The following is a 15,937-nucleotide window of genomic DNA, read 5'->3' as shown; positions in this document are numbered from 1 at the left end:
TGGATTAACACGATGAACTCATTAAATGTTAAAAATGACCTTGAAGAAATACTTTCAAATTATTCCTCTGAAAGTTCGGTTGAAATTCAGTATAAGCAGAAAATGCTGAATTTTTTAAGAGCTAACGAAAACCCAATATATCTAACTAATACCGCTGGCCATTTTACAGCATCTGCTTGGATTGTATCTCATGACGGGAAATCTGTTTTACTAACCGAGCATGCTAAATTAGGTAAGTGGTTTCAGTTAGGGGGCCATATAGAAGAAGAAGATAGTAGTTTTTTAAATGCTTGTTTGCGTGAAGCCATTGAGGAAAGTGGTATCGTTGCTTTGACACTGGATGGTTCTTTCATAATTGATTTAGATATACATGAAATTCCAGAATACAAAGGTATTAAAAGTCATCCACACTTTGATGTGACTTGCTATATCGTAGCTCCTGAAGATGCTAAAGTAAAAATCAGTCAAGAATCAAAAAATTTAAAGTGGGTTCCCTTAACGGAAGTCAAAGCTTTGACTGATGACGAAGCTATACACAGAATGGTAGATAAAACTTATTGCATTGAGTGCGCCTATTGATGCTCAAAGGTCACTTGAAAGCAATTATTGCTAACGTGATTTGGGGGTCTTTGCCGATATACTTTTACTTTATTGGCAAGTACCCACCTTTAATTTTACTGTCTGTTCAAATGATTTCTACCTTTCTAGTCGTTTTATTATTCTTATTAATAAGCAAAAGAAATGTATTTTCGTTTTTAGATCTAAAACGCAGTATTGTTCCGGCGTGTTTCTTGGCAATTAATTGGGGAGGGTATGCGGTTGCAGTTAAAGCTGGCTATGTTATCGAAGCAAGTTTTGCATACTTAATATTACCAGTTCTTCTCCTTACTGTTGGGCATATGTTGAGTAGCGTTGCTCATAGAAGTTCAATTATTTGTATATTATTATGCTTGGCGATTGTTGCATGTGAGTGCTATCTCAAAGGTGTTTTCCCGATTATAGGGGTTGCTATAGCAGCACCATTTTCGGCCTACATACTTTGGCACTCCAAGTATGACGTAGAGCCTGTAAAAGCATTATTCTATGAAACTAGCTTAATGATTCCTATCGGAATAATTATACTTCCATCTGTTAATTTTGCGCTTATTTCAGATTGGGAGTTCAATGAAATGTTATACCTGTCAATTCTAGGGATACTTACTGTGCTTCCTCTATTATTGTTTGTAAGTTCAACTAAGGTGGTTAGCTTTGACATACTTTCAATATACCAATTAATCTCACCTGTTCTTGGGATATCAATAGGTATAGTTTTATATAATCAAAGCATCGAAGGACATACATTTATAACGTACTCAGCATTAATATTTGTATTAATTTCATATAATTTATATTTATTCAGCACAAAGGCTAAAAATCATGTATGAAGACCTAATGTTTAAAGTTCTTAAAATAGCAAAAGAAGCATCTAATATGATTGAAGCATCTAAAAAAAATGCTAAATTCACTCTTAAAAATGATAGCTCATACGTAAGTGAAGTTGATATTAGTGTTGAAAAATTTATAAGCCTAAACTTAAAGTCAATTGATCCCAACACGCCAGTTTATGGTGAAGAACTTGGCTCTGAAGGGGTTGAGTCAGAGGGCACGTATTGGCTGATCGATCCAATTGATGGTACAGCTTGGTATAAAATGGGTATACCCGTTTATGGTTCGCTTATAAGCCTGATTAAAAATGGAGAACCAGTTATAGGTTGTATTAGCCTTCCAGGTATTAACAAGGTCTGTTACGCATTCGAAGGAGGTGGGTGCTTTATTGAAGAATTTGATAAAAGTGAAAAAGTACCTACAGAGTCCTCTGTAGTCAATCATATTAAAGATGCAACTATTACAGCGTCTGGGATACATGGAACCTCAACTTGGTTAGAAAATGGCTCTACCCCGTGGGAATTGCAAAAAATATTTAAGGATGCAAAATTATTCAAATTTACAGGGGATTGCTTACAGCATGTACAAGTAATTCTAGGCCAAGTTGATGCGGCGATAGATACTATAATGAAACCTTGGGATAGTGCAGCACTAATCATTTGTCTAAAAGAGTCTGGTTCAGTGGTAATGAATTTACACGGTTGTACTAATAACCTAATATTCAGCGAAACTTTATTATCTGCAACATCAGAAAAACTAGCTCTGGAGATTGTCGAAAAAATTAAGCCATTGGCGCGTTAAATAGCTTAGACTTTATAAATCCGCTGGTCATGCCATATTATAAATAATTGGAGTTTGCAAAAGTGTAAATAATCATTGGAGTACAAGCTTTTACCAGTGGCGTTTAATTAAGCGCTACTCACAAAAGTAAAATGTTCAACTTGCTTAAAGGGAAAAATAATGGCTGTAATAACGAAGAAAGATGAAAAATCGAAAATGTGGTTGGTGAGTTAAACGAACGGTGTTTGTCAAACTAGTTGTCGCGATCACTACGTTATGCACTCTCCACTTTGACGATTTCACGTTCAGGGTTTAGGTGCACTTCTTCCGGTAAATCCCAGTTGCGGATGTCACCACTCCAGCGCTCAGACGTTTGCTCCTTAGCACGTCGATACACTTCTTTTCTCTTTGCCAACACTTTACTTGCCACACCAGAATGTCTTTGATGGAACGTTATATATTTAATACCACTATGTTTGTGATTGAAATTATACCAGTGGCTAAATTTCAACACCCAACTACGTGCTTCATCTATAGTTGAAAAACCTTTATACGGATAGTCAGGGCGATATTTGCACGTTTTAAATATCGACTCAGCATAAGCATTATCATTGCTCACCCTAGGACGATTAAAAGACGACACGACACCTAAACTATAAAGTGTTTCAAGCATTGATGAACTTTCATTGGACTTCCATTATCCGAATGCAGCACCAGAGGATCATTTTTAACACTTTCTTGCGTATTCTCATGACTTTGATCACCGATTCTCATCAGCTTTGATCGTAAACGTCTAGCAAAATGCACCTGTCAGTAACTTACCAAAACGATTAAGCTATTTCCGAATTTCAATGAGGAGATAGCCATGAGAAAAACGCGTAGCCTTGAGCAGTGGCGCAACATTATCGAAGAACAACAAGCCAGCGATTTAACTATCACTGACTATTGCCAACAACATGCCTTATCAAAAACAAGCTTTTATGCTGCACGAAGTAAGCTTAATGAATCATCAGGCAGCTTTGTTCGCGCTAAAGTAACTAAACACGTTGACGTCACCGAGCAGCAACTGCCGATTACCCTCGAAGTAGACAAAGTAAAAGTCTATTTGCCTCCCGCAACGCCTGCATCTTATCTAGGCCAATTACTACGCGAGCTTGCCTAATGAAAATGTTCGTTGAACCTGCACATATTTACCTCTATCGCGATGCCGTGGATTTTCGAAAATCCATTGATGGTCTGGTCGCAATCGTTGAGGGTGAGCTTGAACGTGATGCCTATACTGGTGCTTTATTTTTATTTTGCAACAAAGCGAAGGATAAACTCAAGCTGGTTTACTGGGATAAAACGGGGTTTGCTTTGTGGTACAAGCGATTAGAAAAACAAAAGTTCAAATGGCCAAACAAAGCCAGTCTGCAAGAATTTGAGCTCAGTCCAGCTCAACTGGATTGGTTGTTGTCGGGATATGATGTGCTTGGTCATGAAGAGTTGCGGTATCAATCGATGATCTAATCGATCATATTGGCAGTAAATGATCGTTGCCACACCGTCTGTTTTATCTTTGCGTCAAGCAAGAAAACACCGTCAAATTCTGTTAAATTGCGAACATGAAAATTGATGCTCACTCACTTCCTGACGACCCAGAACAACTCAAGCGCATGTTGCTTGAGTTGCAACAGCATATGGATGAAAAGTTAGCTGAAAAAGACGCGCAAATTCACGAATTGCTACAAGCTTATAACGCGAAACTAGCCAAAGAGTACGCCAAGAAATCTGAAAAGATGCCGGGTGCAGGCGAAGTATTTAATGAAGCAGAAGGTATTCTCGATGAACATGATAAAGCGCTATTGGCCACATCGGCCTCAGTAAAGACAGAAAAAGCCAAACCGAAACGCCGGCCACTGCCAGCGCAGTTGCCGCGAATTGAGGTGGTTGTTGACCTCGAAGAGGATGACAAAATGTGTGATTACTGTCAAAGCCCCCTTCACAAAATAGGTGATAGCAGCAGTGAAGCACTCGAGTTTGTGCCAGCGCATATCAAAGTAATCAAAACCATTCGCCCTAAATATACGTGCCGTCACTGTGAGCGTGAAGGCATTGAAAGTGTGGTAAAAACCGCCCTTATGCCCGCAACAGCCATTCCAAAAAGCATCGCAACGCCCAGCTTGCTGAGCCAAATAATCATGTGTAAATACCAATTTGGCTTACCACTTTATCGCCAAGAAACCATGTTAGGCGATATTGGTATTGAGTTGAGCAGACAAACCATGTCGAGCTGGATGTTGCGCTGCGCAGACCTGTTGTCCCCTCTGTATCAACGCTTAAAAGACGTGTTGCTATCTCAACCGGTTATTCACGGCGATGAAACCTCGTTAAATGTTATTAACGCAGAGAAAGCGACCAGCTATATGTGGCTGTATTGTTGCGGCGATGATAAACCAGGTAAAGGCACTAATATTGTCCTGTTTGATTACCATAACAGTCGCGCAGGCCAATGTGCGGTTGATTTCCTTGATGGTTACGAAGGCTACATGCACGTTGACGGCTACAAGGCTTACGAGCAAACGAATGCAACACTGGTTGCGTGCTTAGCCCATATGCGCCGTAAATTCATCGAGGCTAAAGGCAATAATAAAAAAACCGTCAAAGCAGATGTAGCACTAAACCTTATTCGCAAGCTTTATGGTCTTGAGCACGCCATCAAAGATAAATCGCACGATGAAAAATTCAAGATTAGGCAGAGAAAAGCCAAACCAATCGTTGATGAATTGTATCAATGGTTACTCAAGCATAAAGATAAAATCCCACCAAAAATGGCGTTAGGTGAAGCAATTACCTATGCGATAAATCAGTTTGAGAAATTCAGGCGTTACCTCGATGATGGCAGGCTCAGTATTGACAATAACCGTGCAGAGCGAGCTATAAAACCGTTCGTAATAGGGCGAAAAAACTGGTTGTTCTCAAATACCTGCAATGGTGCTCATGCCAGCGCTATACTTTATAGTCTTGTTGAAACCGCAAAGGCAAATGACCTTGTGGTGCATGACTATATATCAACGTGCTTACAGCATATTGCGGAGCAGCCAGATAACCTTGAGCCACTTCTGCCTTGGAACTTTAGCAAAGCTAGGTGTCGTTAGCTATACGCTTACCCAGTATGGCAATACTATGGCTCCATAAAACGGTTATTGGTCTACCATACGAATTTCAGATGCGAAAAATTGAGCGGGTACGTGAAGAATTTTTGCCCATTTTAGATAGTTGAAAGCTGTGGCCATGAAAAAAACAAATCTTAACCCTGATTGCCTTGCCTGTGGAAAGCCGACAAAGACGTTGGGTAATCAGCTACTAGATTGGTTATAAACTTATAATAATAAATTCACAAAGACTGGGTTAGGTGGCATAACACCAATATAAAAACTAGGAGAGCTAAATATCGGGAACTTTACAGGTAGCCTCTATCAAAATAAGAGATAACAGGAAGCAAAAAAATCAATTTTTTTGTAGTAGATCCCATTTATTTCCGTATAAATCTTTAAATACTACCACAATGCCGTAACTTTCTTGCCTTGGTTCCTCTATAAAATCAACCTTTTTGCCAAGCATTTCATAATAATCTTGCCAAAAATTAGATGTTTCAAGAAACATAAATACTCGTTCTCCTGACTGATTACCAATCGCTTCTTTTTGAACAGGATTGACTGCTTTGGCTAAGAGCAATCCAGTGCCAATTGTTTTATCTGGAGATACGACAACCCACCTCTTTTTATTGTTGAGTACAGTATCTTCCAATAAATGAAAACCTAAAAAATGCTTAAAATAATTAATAGCCTTATCGTAATCATCAACAAGTAACGCTACGTTTCCTATTCTCTTCATTTTTACAACCTTTAAACTAAAATATTGAACTCCTATATTATTTCTTTAATATTACAATAAATACGAGTTTTTTCTGGTCAACCCAAAATAGTTACTTTCAGTTGAGAATTATCAAGTTCCACAGGTGAGAAATAATTATTCACTGAATGTAGCTGCTCTAAAGCATTTTCGTTGACTGATTAGCCTTAATAACCAGTCATGTTTTAGACTACAAAAAATACCGCCTAAAACGATATAATACTAACATCTGCACATATCACTTATACTTGCTCTCACGGCATACATAGCTAGAAAATCACTAAAACCCTAGCTTGCGTACTGCAAACACGATCGCTGTGATAAGGTAAGTATTTGATAACCGTAGCAGATTATAAGCTTATATCAATACTTTTACTTATAAAATCTGCCGTCATATGTTTATCGATATGACAACCTACTATATAACGTTAATACTATCCATCTCCACGGCCAAATGTATCAAGGCTTCACCCGTTTTTAAATAATTCATATCGCCAGCCCAAATCTAATTGGCAAGCAGGTGGATTATAGTTATGGCTCAGTATATTAGTGTGAGTGTTTATGCTTTGCCCTCTATTTGAACTTTGTAGGTCAAACGCTGAGTTACTTTCAAACGTAAGACTGTGCATAACTTTACGAACAATATAACAACCAATTTGATAGCTTTCTTTGCAAAATCTCTTCGCCGCTTTTCGGTTACCCAAACTACCTCGGCTCTTTTTCAAAAAAGCCATTGTATAAGCCGGCGAAGCTTCAGAGTAACTCTTTGTTTTCTAACATAACCACTTTAGCTCACCCCATTAAAATTCGTCCAAAGTAATTCCTTGATGTTTTGCAATTACTTTATCTTTCCTTTATTAAAAAGCCGTTACTTACGCTAAGAAACTTGCTGATTTTCAAGCACATATCGAACCCTTAATTTATTGACTTTAATACCTCAAAATTATGTGTCCAATGGAGTTAAACAAGAAATTTTGTACTTAATAAAGAAGAGGTTAGAAATAAAAACTGAAGATTCACTAGGCTAACCCCTCATTCAATAATACAAAAAGTCAAAGTACATTTTAAATCATGTTGTTACTACCAAATTTGTATACCTTTTGTTATCAAAAGTAGTGAATATATCAACATAAATAAAATAAAAATCTTGTTGAATTTTCTCGAGTCAATATTATTAAACACGCTTTTGCCAATTACTATATACATCAACGAAGAGATTACAGGCACAATTAATGAGATATAAGTAAATTTATCGTAATAAAAAAAAAGCAGTACTATCAGTTGGATTATTGCAAACCACAAGTAACAGAAGGAAATAAACCTTCTAACGTCTTTTTTTTCACTATACTTCACCGAAGAAATAACCGACAGCACACTTCCTCCCAAATTAGATATTCCGTGAACAACTCCCATACAAACTAGATAAAGATGAAAGTTGTTCTTTACATTGATAGCAAATAAAAATTCTAATCTACTTGATAGTTTTATCACTACAGTAGCTAGCATTAATATGCCTACCGCTAAACTTATTTTAAAGTTTGAGTCTAAACTTAGTACTATTGCTAGAGAAATAAACAGTGGTAAAATAGACCAAATAAAGAACTCACGTACCTCATTTTTTTCAATTTTCACATCACCTTTCACTTGGAAAAGACTAATGGCGATAGAAGCAGGCAATAGGTAAGCTAAACAACTTGAATAAGGTAAGCCCAGCAAGAGTAAAGTTGGTGTACCAAATACTAGTAACCCCATCCCCAAGATCGATTGCACAACACTGAGGATCAAAACAACAGTCAAAATAATTAGCTCTAAGTCCGACATACTGCCTCTTTTCTTTGCCTAAACATAAGTGTCGATACTAAGAATGCTGAGAGAAGTACAATAAGAGCAGATGATACATAGAGCCTTCCAATACTTTCAGACACATAAAAACCACCAATTAAAGCACCGACAGCAATACCTATATGCAAGAAAGAGTTATTGAGAGTGAGCATGATATCTTCAACTCCTTTACTGTTTAGAGCAATAAGAGCTTGAATTGCGGGAGTAGACATCCAAGAAACAACTCCCCAAAGTACAGAAAAAACGATAGCACCATAGAAGCTTATTAGGAACTGACCAGCGATGGATAATATCAGTGCATGAAGAATGAAACTAACTAAAATTGTTTGTTTGCTGCCAATCCTATCACTTAACTTACCACCAAGCTTTGAACCAAATAGGGTTGAGAACCCGAATACAGCTAATATAATACTGACTTCGCCTGATTTAAGTTGATACTCATCTGAAAGTACAGCAGGGTAGTATGTAAAAAGAATGGAGTAACCCATCATCCATAAAAAAGTAAAAACCAAACCACAATAGGACTCAATAGGGAGAGCCTTAATTCTAGACATATATTCACTTGATTCTACGTCCTGCTTGACATTTCCATAAATAACAGGTAATACTTTATACTGAGATATGAGTGTCAAAATAGATAATACGCAGATGATAATAAAAGTAAGCCTCCAGCCTAACTCATCAGCGATAGCAACACTTAGCGGAACACCCAATATGAGTGATGCTCCAAAACCCACAAGTATATAACTTAACACTCCGCCAACTTCTTTTTTATCTACAAGGTTAATTACAGAGCCTAAAATAGTACCAGCAAGTGCGCCTGACACAGAAGCTATAATAACTCTTGAAATCCCAAGAACGAGAGTAGTAGGAGAGACTGCTGATATAACATTAGTTATTAAAAATATCAGCGATAAACTAATAATAACTTTGCGTTTAGGTATGTTTCTAGTTAAATAAATAACCAGTGGTGCACCTACGGCAAATGAAACTGAGTATGCTGCAATTATTTCACCAATATCAGCAACTTTAGATTGGAACTCCATACTAATATGTTCTATAAGACCAATCATTGCCATTTCGGTCCAACCAACTAAAAATATAGTAATAAATAAAACTTGAACTTGCATAGGGTACCTCATACTAGTTCTCCTTCCGCAAATTGTAATTGTAGTACCTGCTATCACCCGTAACTTCACTGCCTATCCACTCAGGTAAGGCTAATTCTTCCGTGCCACATTGAAGTTCAACTTCAGCTATCAAGAAATTCAATTTCGGGTATTCAAAATCATCAATTGTCCATTCTTTTCCATTATGGTTGATGTAGTAGCGTTGTTTTTTAATAATTTCGTTACTGTCAATTAAACTCAAAAAACTACGAGCAAGATCTATATTTATGTTAAACTCAAGTTCACTTCTTGTGATGTTCGCTATTTTTTCTTTTATAGTTATCATTCCCTTACCATCATAAGTTCTTATTCTAAACTCATGACTCTCATGTTCATCAAATAAATATCCTTGAACAATTTCTACCTTTTTTTCAACCAAATGCTCTATGGGTTGAGAAACTAGAAACTTCCTTTCAGTTTCGTACATGCCTTTTGCCCTCATTTTGTCACTAAATCGTTTGGAAGGTTATAGATGTGATCAATAGCTTTAATAGAAATTATTTTGCTGCCCACTTCTATAACTGTAATGCTTGCATTTCTTACCTTAATATCTAGTTTGTCGTCCTTGAGTAATTCTCTAAGGATACATTTTATAACTCCGTTGTGAGTAAAACAGAGTTTTGTAGTGTCTTCTCCTGATGATAACAAGTCGTAAAAACCATTTATAACTCGAGAGTAAAAACTCTGATACATACCTGTAGGCTTACTTCCGTTGGTACCATCATGGCTACCAATATGAAAAGAAGCTTCTTGTAAAAAGGGCATTTCTGTAACAGAATCAACGTAATCGTGTAACTGAACAAAATGATCTCTTGTTTGTAACGCTCGAATTAGATTACTACTAGAGACTTGAACCGAATGCCCTTTTAGTAATTTAAAAAGATGCACGGAAAGATACTTAGCTTGTAACTCTCCCATGTTTGTGAGCGAGCTATTGAGATCTCTATTTTTATTGGTTTGCCAATAAAATTGTCCATGTCTAAGCAGATAAATCTTCCCACGCATTTTATAATTAACCTATTTTTAGCGCTTCAGTCGCTCTTTGGTATTTTATCTTTTTTGTTACTTTTGTATTGAAAGTTTCCATTAGATCTTCCGTCAAGAAGTCAATTGCACTAACGAGTCTTGAATCTTTTGCTATTTCTTCAGACACTCTAGGATATATTGCAATTTCCACTTCAGAAACAGGTACATAATCACTAATACCCACATTTTCACGGAGTGATCTTACGTGAGCGCGATCAATGCTGCAGCGTAATGCATCTTTACCATCTAAAAGAACATAGAACGTGTAACGTAAATCATCTAGTAGTAGAACTGGTGATAGGTTCTCACATGAAATACCCGTTACTCGCTCCAACTCTTTACCTGGGTGTTCTGTATTACTAGCCANTTCTTTTGACGATGGTTCAGCTTGAATCATTTTCTTCTCTTCACCATCGAATACGTGTCTGGTATCTACACGTACACCAAACTCATCCTCTGGTGCTTTAAAAGCACAGAAAGCATGGGTGATTTTATTGCATGAGGTTCTTAATAAAGCACCTGTAAACAATATTTCTAGATCATCAGTATCGTAATAAATAGCGGTATTTAACGGCGGGTTTTCTCTTGCATCTTTTTTTTCGATGATTTTTGCACCAGGAATAATATCGCCAATAGATGCTGTTACTTTATCTAGCCAGTTATAATATTCCTCGTTTGAAACATGGTCCATTTCAATTTTTCTAGCTAATTGCTTAAAAACAGTAGCGTTTCCTGTTTTTTTGTAGATTGATCCACTTGGAGCTTTAGTTTTCATAATACCTTTCTCTCTTCTAACTTTTTTATCAAATATAATGTTCTTAGATCTTTAATGTGGCCTTGCTCAATTAAGTTACTGAGTTCATCAAAATAAACTTTTCTTCGAATTAAGGGCTCATTTTCATCAAGAGTTAGCTCATCAGCAACTTGGTCTGCGCCAAACTCGACGTAATATAAATATGACTTTTCTTCAAGTGAGCCAGGATTGACCATAACGTCACCAATAAAATTAAGATTTAATTCATTACAAGTAATACCACACTCCTCATATAATTCATTTACAGCTGAGTATAGAGGTCCTTGATTATCAACTTTTCCTCCGCATGCCTCTAAAGAAATCTGTCCATATTTTTTCAACATGCCAGCTCTCGGTTGTTCGATGAGATAAATATACCTTTGCAAAATATTTATAGGGATAATGGAGACAAAGTCTCCAACATTGTAAGTTTCTCTTGGAAGTGTATAACTAACATCATCAATACAAATATTAATTCTGTAATTAGAGACTAAACCCCAAGCTTTTGGGTTTATGTCTTCATTGATTGTTGCATGACTATTCATGTAAATTATCCTGAGTTTCAATCCTCTTAATTAAAAGACTTTTAATTAAGTTGAGTTTTTCTTTTATTTCTTCAACAGTGAAAAAAGTGTTGGTGTACGAAAGATCATTTTTAGGATACATGCTGTTATATACAACAGAATGGTCTCTCACTCTCGGGCTTCTCAATACTAAAGTTACTACTGTATCTTTTTTTGGTACAATAATACGGTGTATACCTAAGTTTCTAAGGAAATACGATGTAGAGTTTTCAGCTCGTTCAGTTGTTGTTTTTTGTAAATGCACAAGACCTTCATGCGTGTAGAAATTCTTTAAATCTCTTTTTTCAGGGCAGTATGAATAGCTTTCATAAGGATGACCACTTTCACACTCTTCAAAGTTTTCAGAAATAAGAGTGCCACATAATACAGACGACCAAAAACTGAAACGGTGGCTATGTATCTGTTCATCAGTCTGCTCTTTGATTGTGTAAGGTGGTTGCCAAAGATGCATTCATTGTTAGGCGAAAAGAGTTAGGATCTTCATTATCAAATAGAACTATTTTATCAAAGTGATTAATGTGCTTATAGGATCTATCTGCGACCCATTTTAGAAGACTTTTGTCTGAAATATACTTATTTAATATTCCAAGGAAGACTTCAGGATCAGATATAGTTGATATATAATCTAGATTATTTTGGTTTGGATCTTCGGGAGTAGTAAAGCTCAAGTTTTCTATATTTAAAAATTCCATATTAAATCCTTTAATGTTTTTCTGTTTTAGAGCTTTTTCTACTTGTGAGTTACTTCTAAAACTTTAGAAATTTGGTCACTCACCATATCTACAGTTTGTGTACCATCCAATTGAAAGTAATTTCCTCGGTCTTCATCCGCTTGACTTTTATAATAGGTCGCAATAGGAGCGGTCTGTTGATGATATTCTGTTAGCCGTAGTTTGACTGTGTGTTCGGTATCATCTTCTCTTAAAATTAAAGGCTCATCAGTAATATCGTCTAGACCAATATTGATAGGTGGCTTGTGTTGTATATGGTATGTACGCCCAGAGCTTGGATGTACGCGGCGACCACCAACCCTTTTCACGATGACTTCGTCTGGTACGTGTAGCTCAATCACATGATCTATCTCAATACCAAGATCTGGCAAAGATTCAACTTGATTTAAAGTACGAGGGAAGCCATCCAATAAGAGTCCACTTTTAGAATCAATCAGCCTAAGGCGTTTTTTCACCAAATCTATGACTATGTCATCTGAGACTAATTCCCCGCAATCGATACTCCGTTTGATTTTTGCTGCTTCATGTGTACCTTCCATACACAATTCTCGCAGCATGTCTCCTGTCGATATATGGGTAACTTCATATTTCTTTGAAATATACTCGCTCTGAGTTCCCTTCCCACAACCTGGAGCTCCCAGTAATAAAATATTCATAATTTTCCTTTCGTAAATTATATAGTTTCTTATGTGTTATGATGAAATTTAAGAGTTAGCCTATATACATCCAGCTTACTTCTTTACTCAACAGTGGCAGTTCAAATAACTTATTTGACTCTGATAAACCTAACTACGTTTCTAGTTTATGCCGTATAAAACTAAAAGGTTTAAATCCTTCTCTCGTGATTAACTTCTTTATTTTGTGACACTTTTAAACTATATTTTCAAAAAATGTAGTAACCCAAATTTCTGTATTTAATAGATGATATATAAATAATTATGCATAATCTTGTACAACACTTTTTAAAATATCAGCGATGTTAGAAGTTGGGTAATCCCTCTCTGTCAGACTAGTTGTCGTGCTTAATATTTAACCATTAAATAGAGGGCGTGGAGTAACAATGAAACATTATTCAGCGCAAAGCAAAGAGTCGCCTCCAGAGGATGATGCCTCCAAATAATATAGCAATAGCCCAACTATCTATTGAGATGGGTATTGGTGAATCAACCTTGTATAATTGGCGAAAACAAGCAATTGATAAGGGGCATTTAGTGCCAGATGATGGAAAGAATGCTGAGCAGTGGTCATCAGCAAATAAATTCTCAGTCGTGTTGGAAACTATCTTGAGGATGGCTTGAAATTAGCAAAATCTACACCAGCTAGAATTGAGGTGTCAGATTACAGAGAAAGATTATATGTCTTCTTTAAGTTACCTGAACAAGACCAACATCAGTTTAGTGCAGAAAAATTAGATCAATAATTGGAGATAGGGAATGAAAGTAAAACTAAATTTTGAAGAAATTGAATTAGTCAGTCGCTCTTTGATGTCACATCGTTGGAAGGTCGAGAATGGCGAACAAGGTCAAAATCATCCTGATTTTTCAGCTACGGCTCGTCTTATGGATAAGTTAGCTGTAAACCATGATGGCGCAGAGTTATCTTTTTTACCAAATAAGAAGTAACAAATTGACATTGGAAACCGAGTAGCGGCCATAAGTCGCTATTTATTCGCATGCGTTTTGTAGCTCAGATGGTTAGAGCGCTACGCCGTTACCAAAGTGTTTGCAAACGCTGAGGTTACAATTTCGCGATAAAGGCTATATGGGGTCTGTCACTGGTTCAAGTCCAGTCAAAACGCAGCCGAATAAATTAAATTGGAATGAGGAAAGTGGCATGAGCGATAAATTTGTTGTCTTCGATGAAGATCACGTTTGGGGTTATGGTGATACAAAAGAAGAAGCGCTAGAAGAAGCAAAGACTTGGTATGAAAATGCTGATAATAATTTTGATAGGGATTTTTCTAGTGGGAATTTGCAGGTTGCAAGCTGTAGTAACGACATCATTGCCTTTATTGAAAGAAATAGTGGTAATGGCGTTCAGCTTATCAAAAATAAACATGATGAAGCTGTTATAGCAAGCAACACTGGTAAAGAAAAGTATCACTAACTGAGACCATTGGAATATTAGGGAGAAATCATGTTTGGATTTGTAGACGCTATATATGGATATTTTTATCCGAAAATACCCTCTGTTGAGAGTTCACTGGAAAAGTACGGTGTCGACTTGGACGAAGCAAAAGAAAGTGTTTCGACTGTTTTACGAGAGAAAGGTAAAGTCGAGGCTATTAAGCACTTAAATAGCTTAATAGCACCCAGACCGCCGATGCATTTACGCGCTACGCTTGATTTTGTAAATAAGCTAGAAAATCAAATAACTTGATAAGTTGGAAATTATATGATCATATAAATTTTGTATTTATTTTTTATGTGTAGCAAAAAACTAAAAGTAATCAGGGGGAATTAGGTTTGAGTAGTAAACGTCTAGCAAAATGCACCTGCCAGTCTCTCACCAAAATGATTAAGCTATTTCCGAATTTCAATGAGGAGGTAGCCATGAGAAAAACGCGTAGCCTTGAGCAGTGGCGCAACATTATCGAAGAACAACAAGCCAGCGATTTAACTATTACTGAGTTTTGCCAGCAACATGCCTTATCAAAAACAAGCTTTTATGCTGCACGAAGTAAGCTTACTGCTGCATCGTTAGCTATACGGTAAGCGCTCAATTCTGCGCGTATATCGACAGTTATGCTAATTGATCGCTGTTGCTGATATTCCATGGCAGCAGCGCGTCGATTTGCTCTACCGTTTCTGCATAAGGTAACTTGGTTAGCAAGTCATGAAGATACTGATAGGGCTCAAGGTTATTAAGCTTGGCACTTTCTACAATGCCGTAACACACAGCGCTGGCATGAGCACCTTGCGGGGTGTCGGCAAACAGCCAGGCTTTGCGCCCAACCACGAACGGGCGAATGGCATTTTCGGCTAAGGTATTACTGATACGCAGTTCGCCACAGGTGCTGTAAACCGTCAGCTTTTTCCATTGGTTCAACATGTAGTGAATGGCGATGCCCGTTAAGCTATCTTTGGGCACTTTGTTCACATTGGTATCGAGGAATGCTTTGATGTCATTTAATATCGGCACGCTATTTTGTTGCCGATACGCTTTGATGTGCTCAGTCGTGAAATTTGTTTGTTTCTCGCTTAGGTCTTTAATCTGGCGCTCAATATTGTAGAGCTTTTTAATCAAGGCGAGTGCCACGGCAGCCTTGCCGACTTTGTTGGTTTTTTTCTTTGGCGTAGCGTCGAAGGCATCTTTAAATTTACGCCGTGCATGGTCCATGCAGCCCACACTAATAAGACTATATTTTTTACACGCAGGACTGTACCCATCATAACCATCAGTTTGCAGGTAGCCTTTAAAGCCCTCGAGTAATGTCAGCGGCACTTGCCCGCTACGCGACGGGTCGTAGTCATACAGTATGCTTTGTTGCCCCGGCAAACCGCCAAGGGAAACCCACATGTATTTCTTGGAGGTCGCGGCTTTGCCGGGCTCCTTTAATACTTGTAACGGCGTTTCATCCATCGCAATGACGTTGCCTTCATGTTGTTTGTCGCGCATCAGGTTAATGATGGGCTGCAGCACTTTGGCCGATTTCATCACGTAATTGGCCAAGGTGGCGCGGGAAATGTTGCC

The 15,937-nt window shown here is 37.4% G+C and carries 21 protein-coding genes, 1 tRNA gene and 1 pseudogene; 12 read left to right on the top strand and 11 right to left on the bottom strand.

Translation table 11 applies throughout. The annotated features are described in order from the left end of the window. The first annotated feature begins 12 nt into the window (after positions 1–12). Genes L654_RS0118470 through L654_RS0118460 form a run of 3 tightly spaced genes read left to right on the top strand, consistent with a single transcriptional unit; the run spans position 13 to position 2,226 of the window. Positions 13–579, top strand: a complete 567-nt coding sequence (locus tag L654_RS0118470; protein ID WP_024608721.1) for an NUDIX hydrolase — start codon at positions 13–15, stop codon at positions 577–579. 14 nt (positions 580–593) lie between these two features. After that, complete coding sequence (locus L654_RS0118465; RefSeq protein WP_139016116.1) at positions 594–1,424, top strand: hypothetical protein; 831 nt, start codon at positions 594–596, stop codon at positions 1,422–1,424. Then, entirely contained in the window at positions 1,417–2,226 is an 810-nt protein-coding gene (locus L654_RS0118460; RefSeq protein ID WP_024608719.1) for an inositol monophosphatase family protein, read from the top strand. Before L654_RS0118465 ends, L654_RS0118460 begins: the two co-directional genes overlap by 8 nt. Positions 2,227–2,479: 253 nt before the next feature. On the opposite strand, the pseudogene L654_RS01000000126410 reads toward L654_RS0118460, so the two are convergent. Then, positions 2,480–2,925 (bottom strand): annotated as a pseudogene (locus L654_RS01000000126410) (integrase core domain-containing protein); the annotation flags it as partial. 145 nt (positions 2,926–3,070) lie between these two features. Here L654_RS01000000126410 and L654_RS0118450 point away from each other — a divergent pair. From L654_RS0118450 to L654_RS0118440, 3 genes are all read left to right on the top strand, one after another. Next, positions 3,071–3,367 carry a hypothetical protein gene (locus tag L654_RS0118450; protein ID WP_024608718.1) on the top strand — a complete coding sequence of 99 codons (297 nt, stop codon included), beginning with the start codon at positions 3,071–3,073 and terminating at the stop codon, positions 3,365–3,367. Beyond that, the gene (tnpB, locus tag L654_RS0118445) at positions 3,367–3,714 is read left to right on the top strand and encodes an IS66 family insertion sequence element accessory protein TnpB (protein ID WP_024608717.1); all 348 of its coding nucleotides are present in this window, start codon (positions 3,367–3,369) and stop codon (positions 3,712–3,714) included. The genes L654_RS0118450 and tnpB overlap by 1 nt, the downstream gene beginning before the upstream one ends. 95 nt (positions 3,715–3,809) lie before the next feature. Then, positions 3,810–5,342 carry an IS66 family transposase gene (locus tag L654_RS0118440; RefSeq protein ID WP_024608716.1) on the top strand — a complete coding sequence of 511 codons (1,533 nt, stop codon included), beginning with the start codon at positions 3,810–3,812 and terminating at the stop codon, positions 5,340–5,342. A gap of 352 nt (positions 5,343–5,694) precedes the next feature. Here L654_RS0118440 and L654_RS0118435 read toward each other — a convergent pair whose 3' ends face one another. From L654_RS0118435 to adk, 9 genes are all read right to left on the bottom strand, one after another. Beyond that, entirely contained in the window at positions 5,695–6,081 is a 387-nt protein-coding gene (locus L654_RS0118435) for a VOC family protein (RefSeq protein WP_024608715.1), read from the bottom strand. Between the two features lie 1,098 nt (positions 6,082–7,179). Further along, complete coding sequence (locus tag L654_RS0118425; protein WP_024608713.1) at positions 7,180–7,920, bottom strand: TSUP family transporter; 741 nt, start codon at positions 7,918–7,920, stop codon at positions 7,180–7,182. Beyond that, positions 7,908–9,071, bottom strand: coding sequence for an MFS transporter (locus tag L654_RS0118420; protein ID WP_158001151.1), 1,164 nt, complete (start codon positions 9,069–9,071; stop codon positions 7,908–7,910). Before L654_RS0118420 ends, L654_RS0118425 begins: the two co-directional genes overlap by 13 nt. A 13-nt stretch (positions 9,072–9,084) precedes the next feature. After that, positions 9,085–9,537: a CYTH domain-containing protein gene (locus tag L654_RS0118415; RefSeq protein WP_029753698.1), complete on the bottom strand. Its 453-nt coding sequence runs from the start codon at positions 9,535–9,537 to the stop codon at positions 9,085–9,087. 11 nt (positions 9,538–9,548) lie between these two features. Then, entirely contained in the window at positions 9,549–10,115 is a 567-nt protein-coding gene (locus L654_RS0118410; protein WP_024608710.1) for a histidine phosphatase family protein, read from the bottom strand. Positions 10,116–10,907: 792 nt separating this feature from the next. Further along, positions 10,908–11,474 carry an NUDIX domain-containing protein gene (locus L654_RS0118400; RefSeq protein WP_024608708.1) on the bottom strand — a complete coding sequence of 189 codons (567 nt, stop codon included), beginning with the start codon at positions 11,472–11,474 and terminating at the stop codon, positions 10,908–10,910. Beyond that, complete coding sequence (locus L654_RS1000000127860) at positions 11,467–11,964, bottom strand: hypothetical protein (RefSeq protein WP_139016115.1); 498 nt, start codon at positions 11,962–11,964, stop codon at positions 11,467–11,469. Before L654_RS1000000127860 ends, L654_RS0118400 begins: the two co-directional genes overlap by 8 nt. After that, the gene (locus L654_RS1000000127050) at positions 11,921–12,205 is read right to left on the bottom strand and encodes a hypothetical protein (RefSeq protein ID WP_024608706.1); all 285 of its coding nucleotides are present in this window, start codon (positions 12,203–12,205) and stop codon (positions 11,921–11,923) included. The genes L654_RS1000000127860 and L654_RS1000000127050 overlap by 44 nt, the downstream gene beginning before the upstream one ends. Before the next feature lie 38 nt (positions 12,206–12,243). Continuing rightward, positions 12,244–12,900 (bottom strand): adenylate kinase, encoded by a 657-nt coding sequence (gene adk / locus L654_RS0118390; RefSeq protein ID WP_024608705.1) that lies wholly within the window; start codon positions 12,898–12,900, stop codon positions 12,244–12,246. Positions 12,901–13,347: 447 nt separating this feature from the next. Between adk and L654_RS0118385 the strand changes: the two genes are divergently transcribed. From L654_RS0118385 to L654_RS1000000127855, 6 genes are all read left to right on the top strand, one after another. Continuing rightward, a complete protein-coding gene (locus tag L654_RS0118385; RefSeq protein ID WP_024608704.1) occupies positions 13,348–13,542 on the top strand; it encodes a hypothetical protein in 195 nt (64 codons plus the stop codon). A gap of 135 nt (positions 13,543–13,677) precedes the next feature. Beyond that, a complete protein-coding gene (locus tag L654_RS0118380; RefSeq protein ID WP_024608703.1) occupies positions 13,678–13,866 on the top strand; it encodes a hypothetical protein in 189 nt (62 codons plus the stop codon). A 52-nt stretch (positions 13,867–13,918) separates the two neighbouring features. Next, a tRNA-OTHER gene (locus L654_RS1000000128020) sits at positions 13,919–14,043 on the top strand. A 34-nt stretch (positions 14,044–14,077) separates the two neighbouring features. Continuing rightward, positions 14,078–14,350, top strand: a complete 273-nt coding sequence (locus tag L654_RS0118375; RefSeq protein ID WP_024608702.1) for a hypothetical protein — start codon at positions 14,078–14,080, stop codon at positions 14,348–14,350. A 30-nt stretch (positions 14,351–14,380) separates the two neighbouring features. Beyond that, positions 14,381–14,623 (top strand): hypothetical protein, encoded by a 243-nt coding sequence (locus L654_RS0118370; protein ID WP_024608701.1) that lies wholly within the window; start codon positions 14,381–14,383, stop codon positions 14,621–14,623. 173 nt (positions 14,624–14,796) lie between these two features. Then, on the top strand, positions 14,797–14,958 hold the full coding sequence (locus L654_RS1000000127855; protein ID WP_225305778.1) for a hypothetical protein: 162 nt from the start codon (positions 14,797–14,799) through the stop codon (positions 14,956–14,958). A 28-nt stretch (positions 14,959–14,986) separates the two neighbouring features. Here L654_RS1000000127855 and L654_RS0118360 read toward each other — a convergent pair. After that, a partial coding sequence (locus L654_RS0118360) for an IS66 family transposase (protein ID WP_024608700.1) occupies positions 14,987–15,937 on the bottom strand: 951 nt, incomplete at its 5' end.

It is taken from the genome of Pseudoalteromonas sp. TAB23 (assembly GCF_000498075.1).
Lineage (GTDB): Bacteria > Pseudomonadota > Gammaproteobacteria > Enterobacterales > Alteromonadaceae > Pseudoalteromonas > Pseudoalteromonas arctica.
Note: the sequence above shows the minus strand (reverse complement) of the source record. Positions and strands in the feature narration are given on the sequence as shown.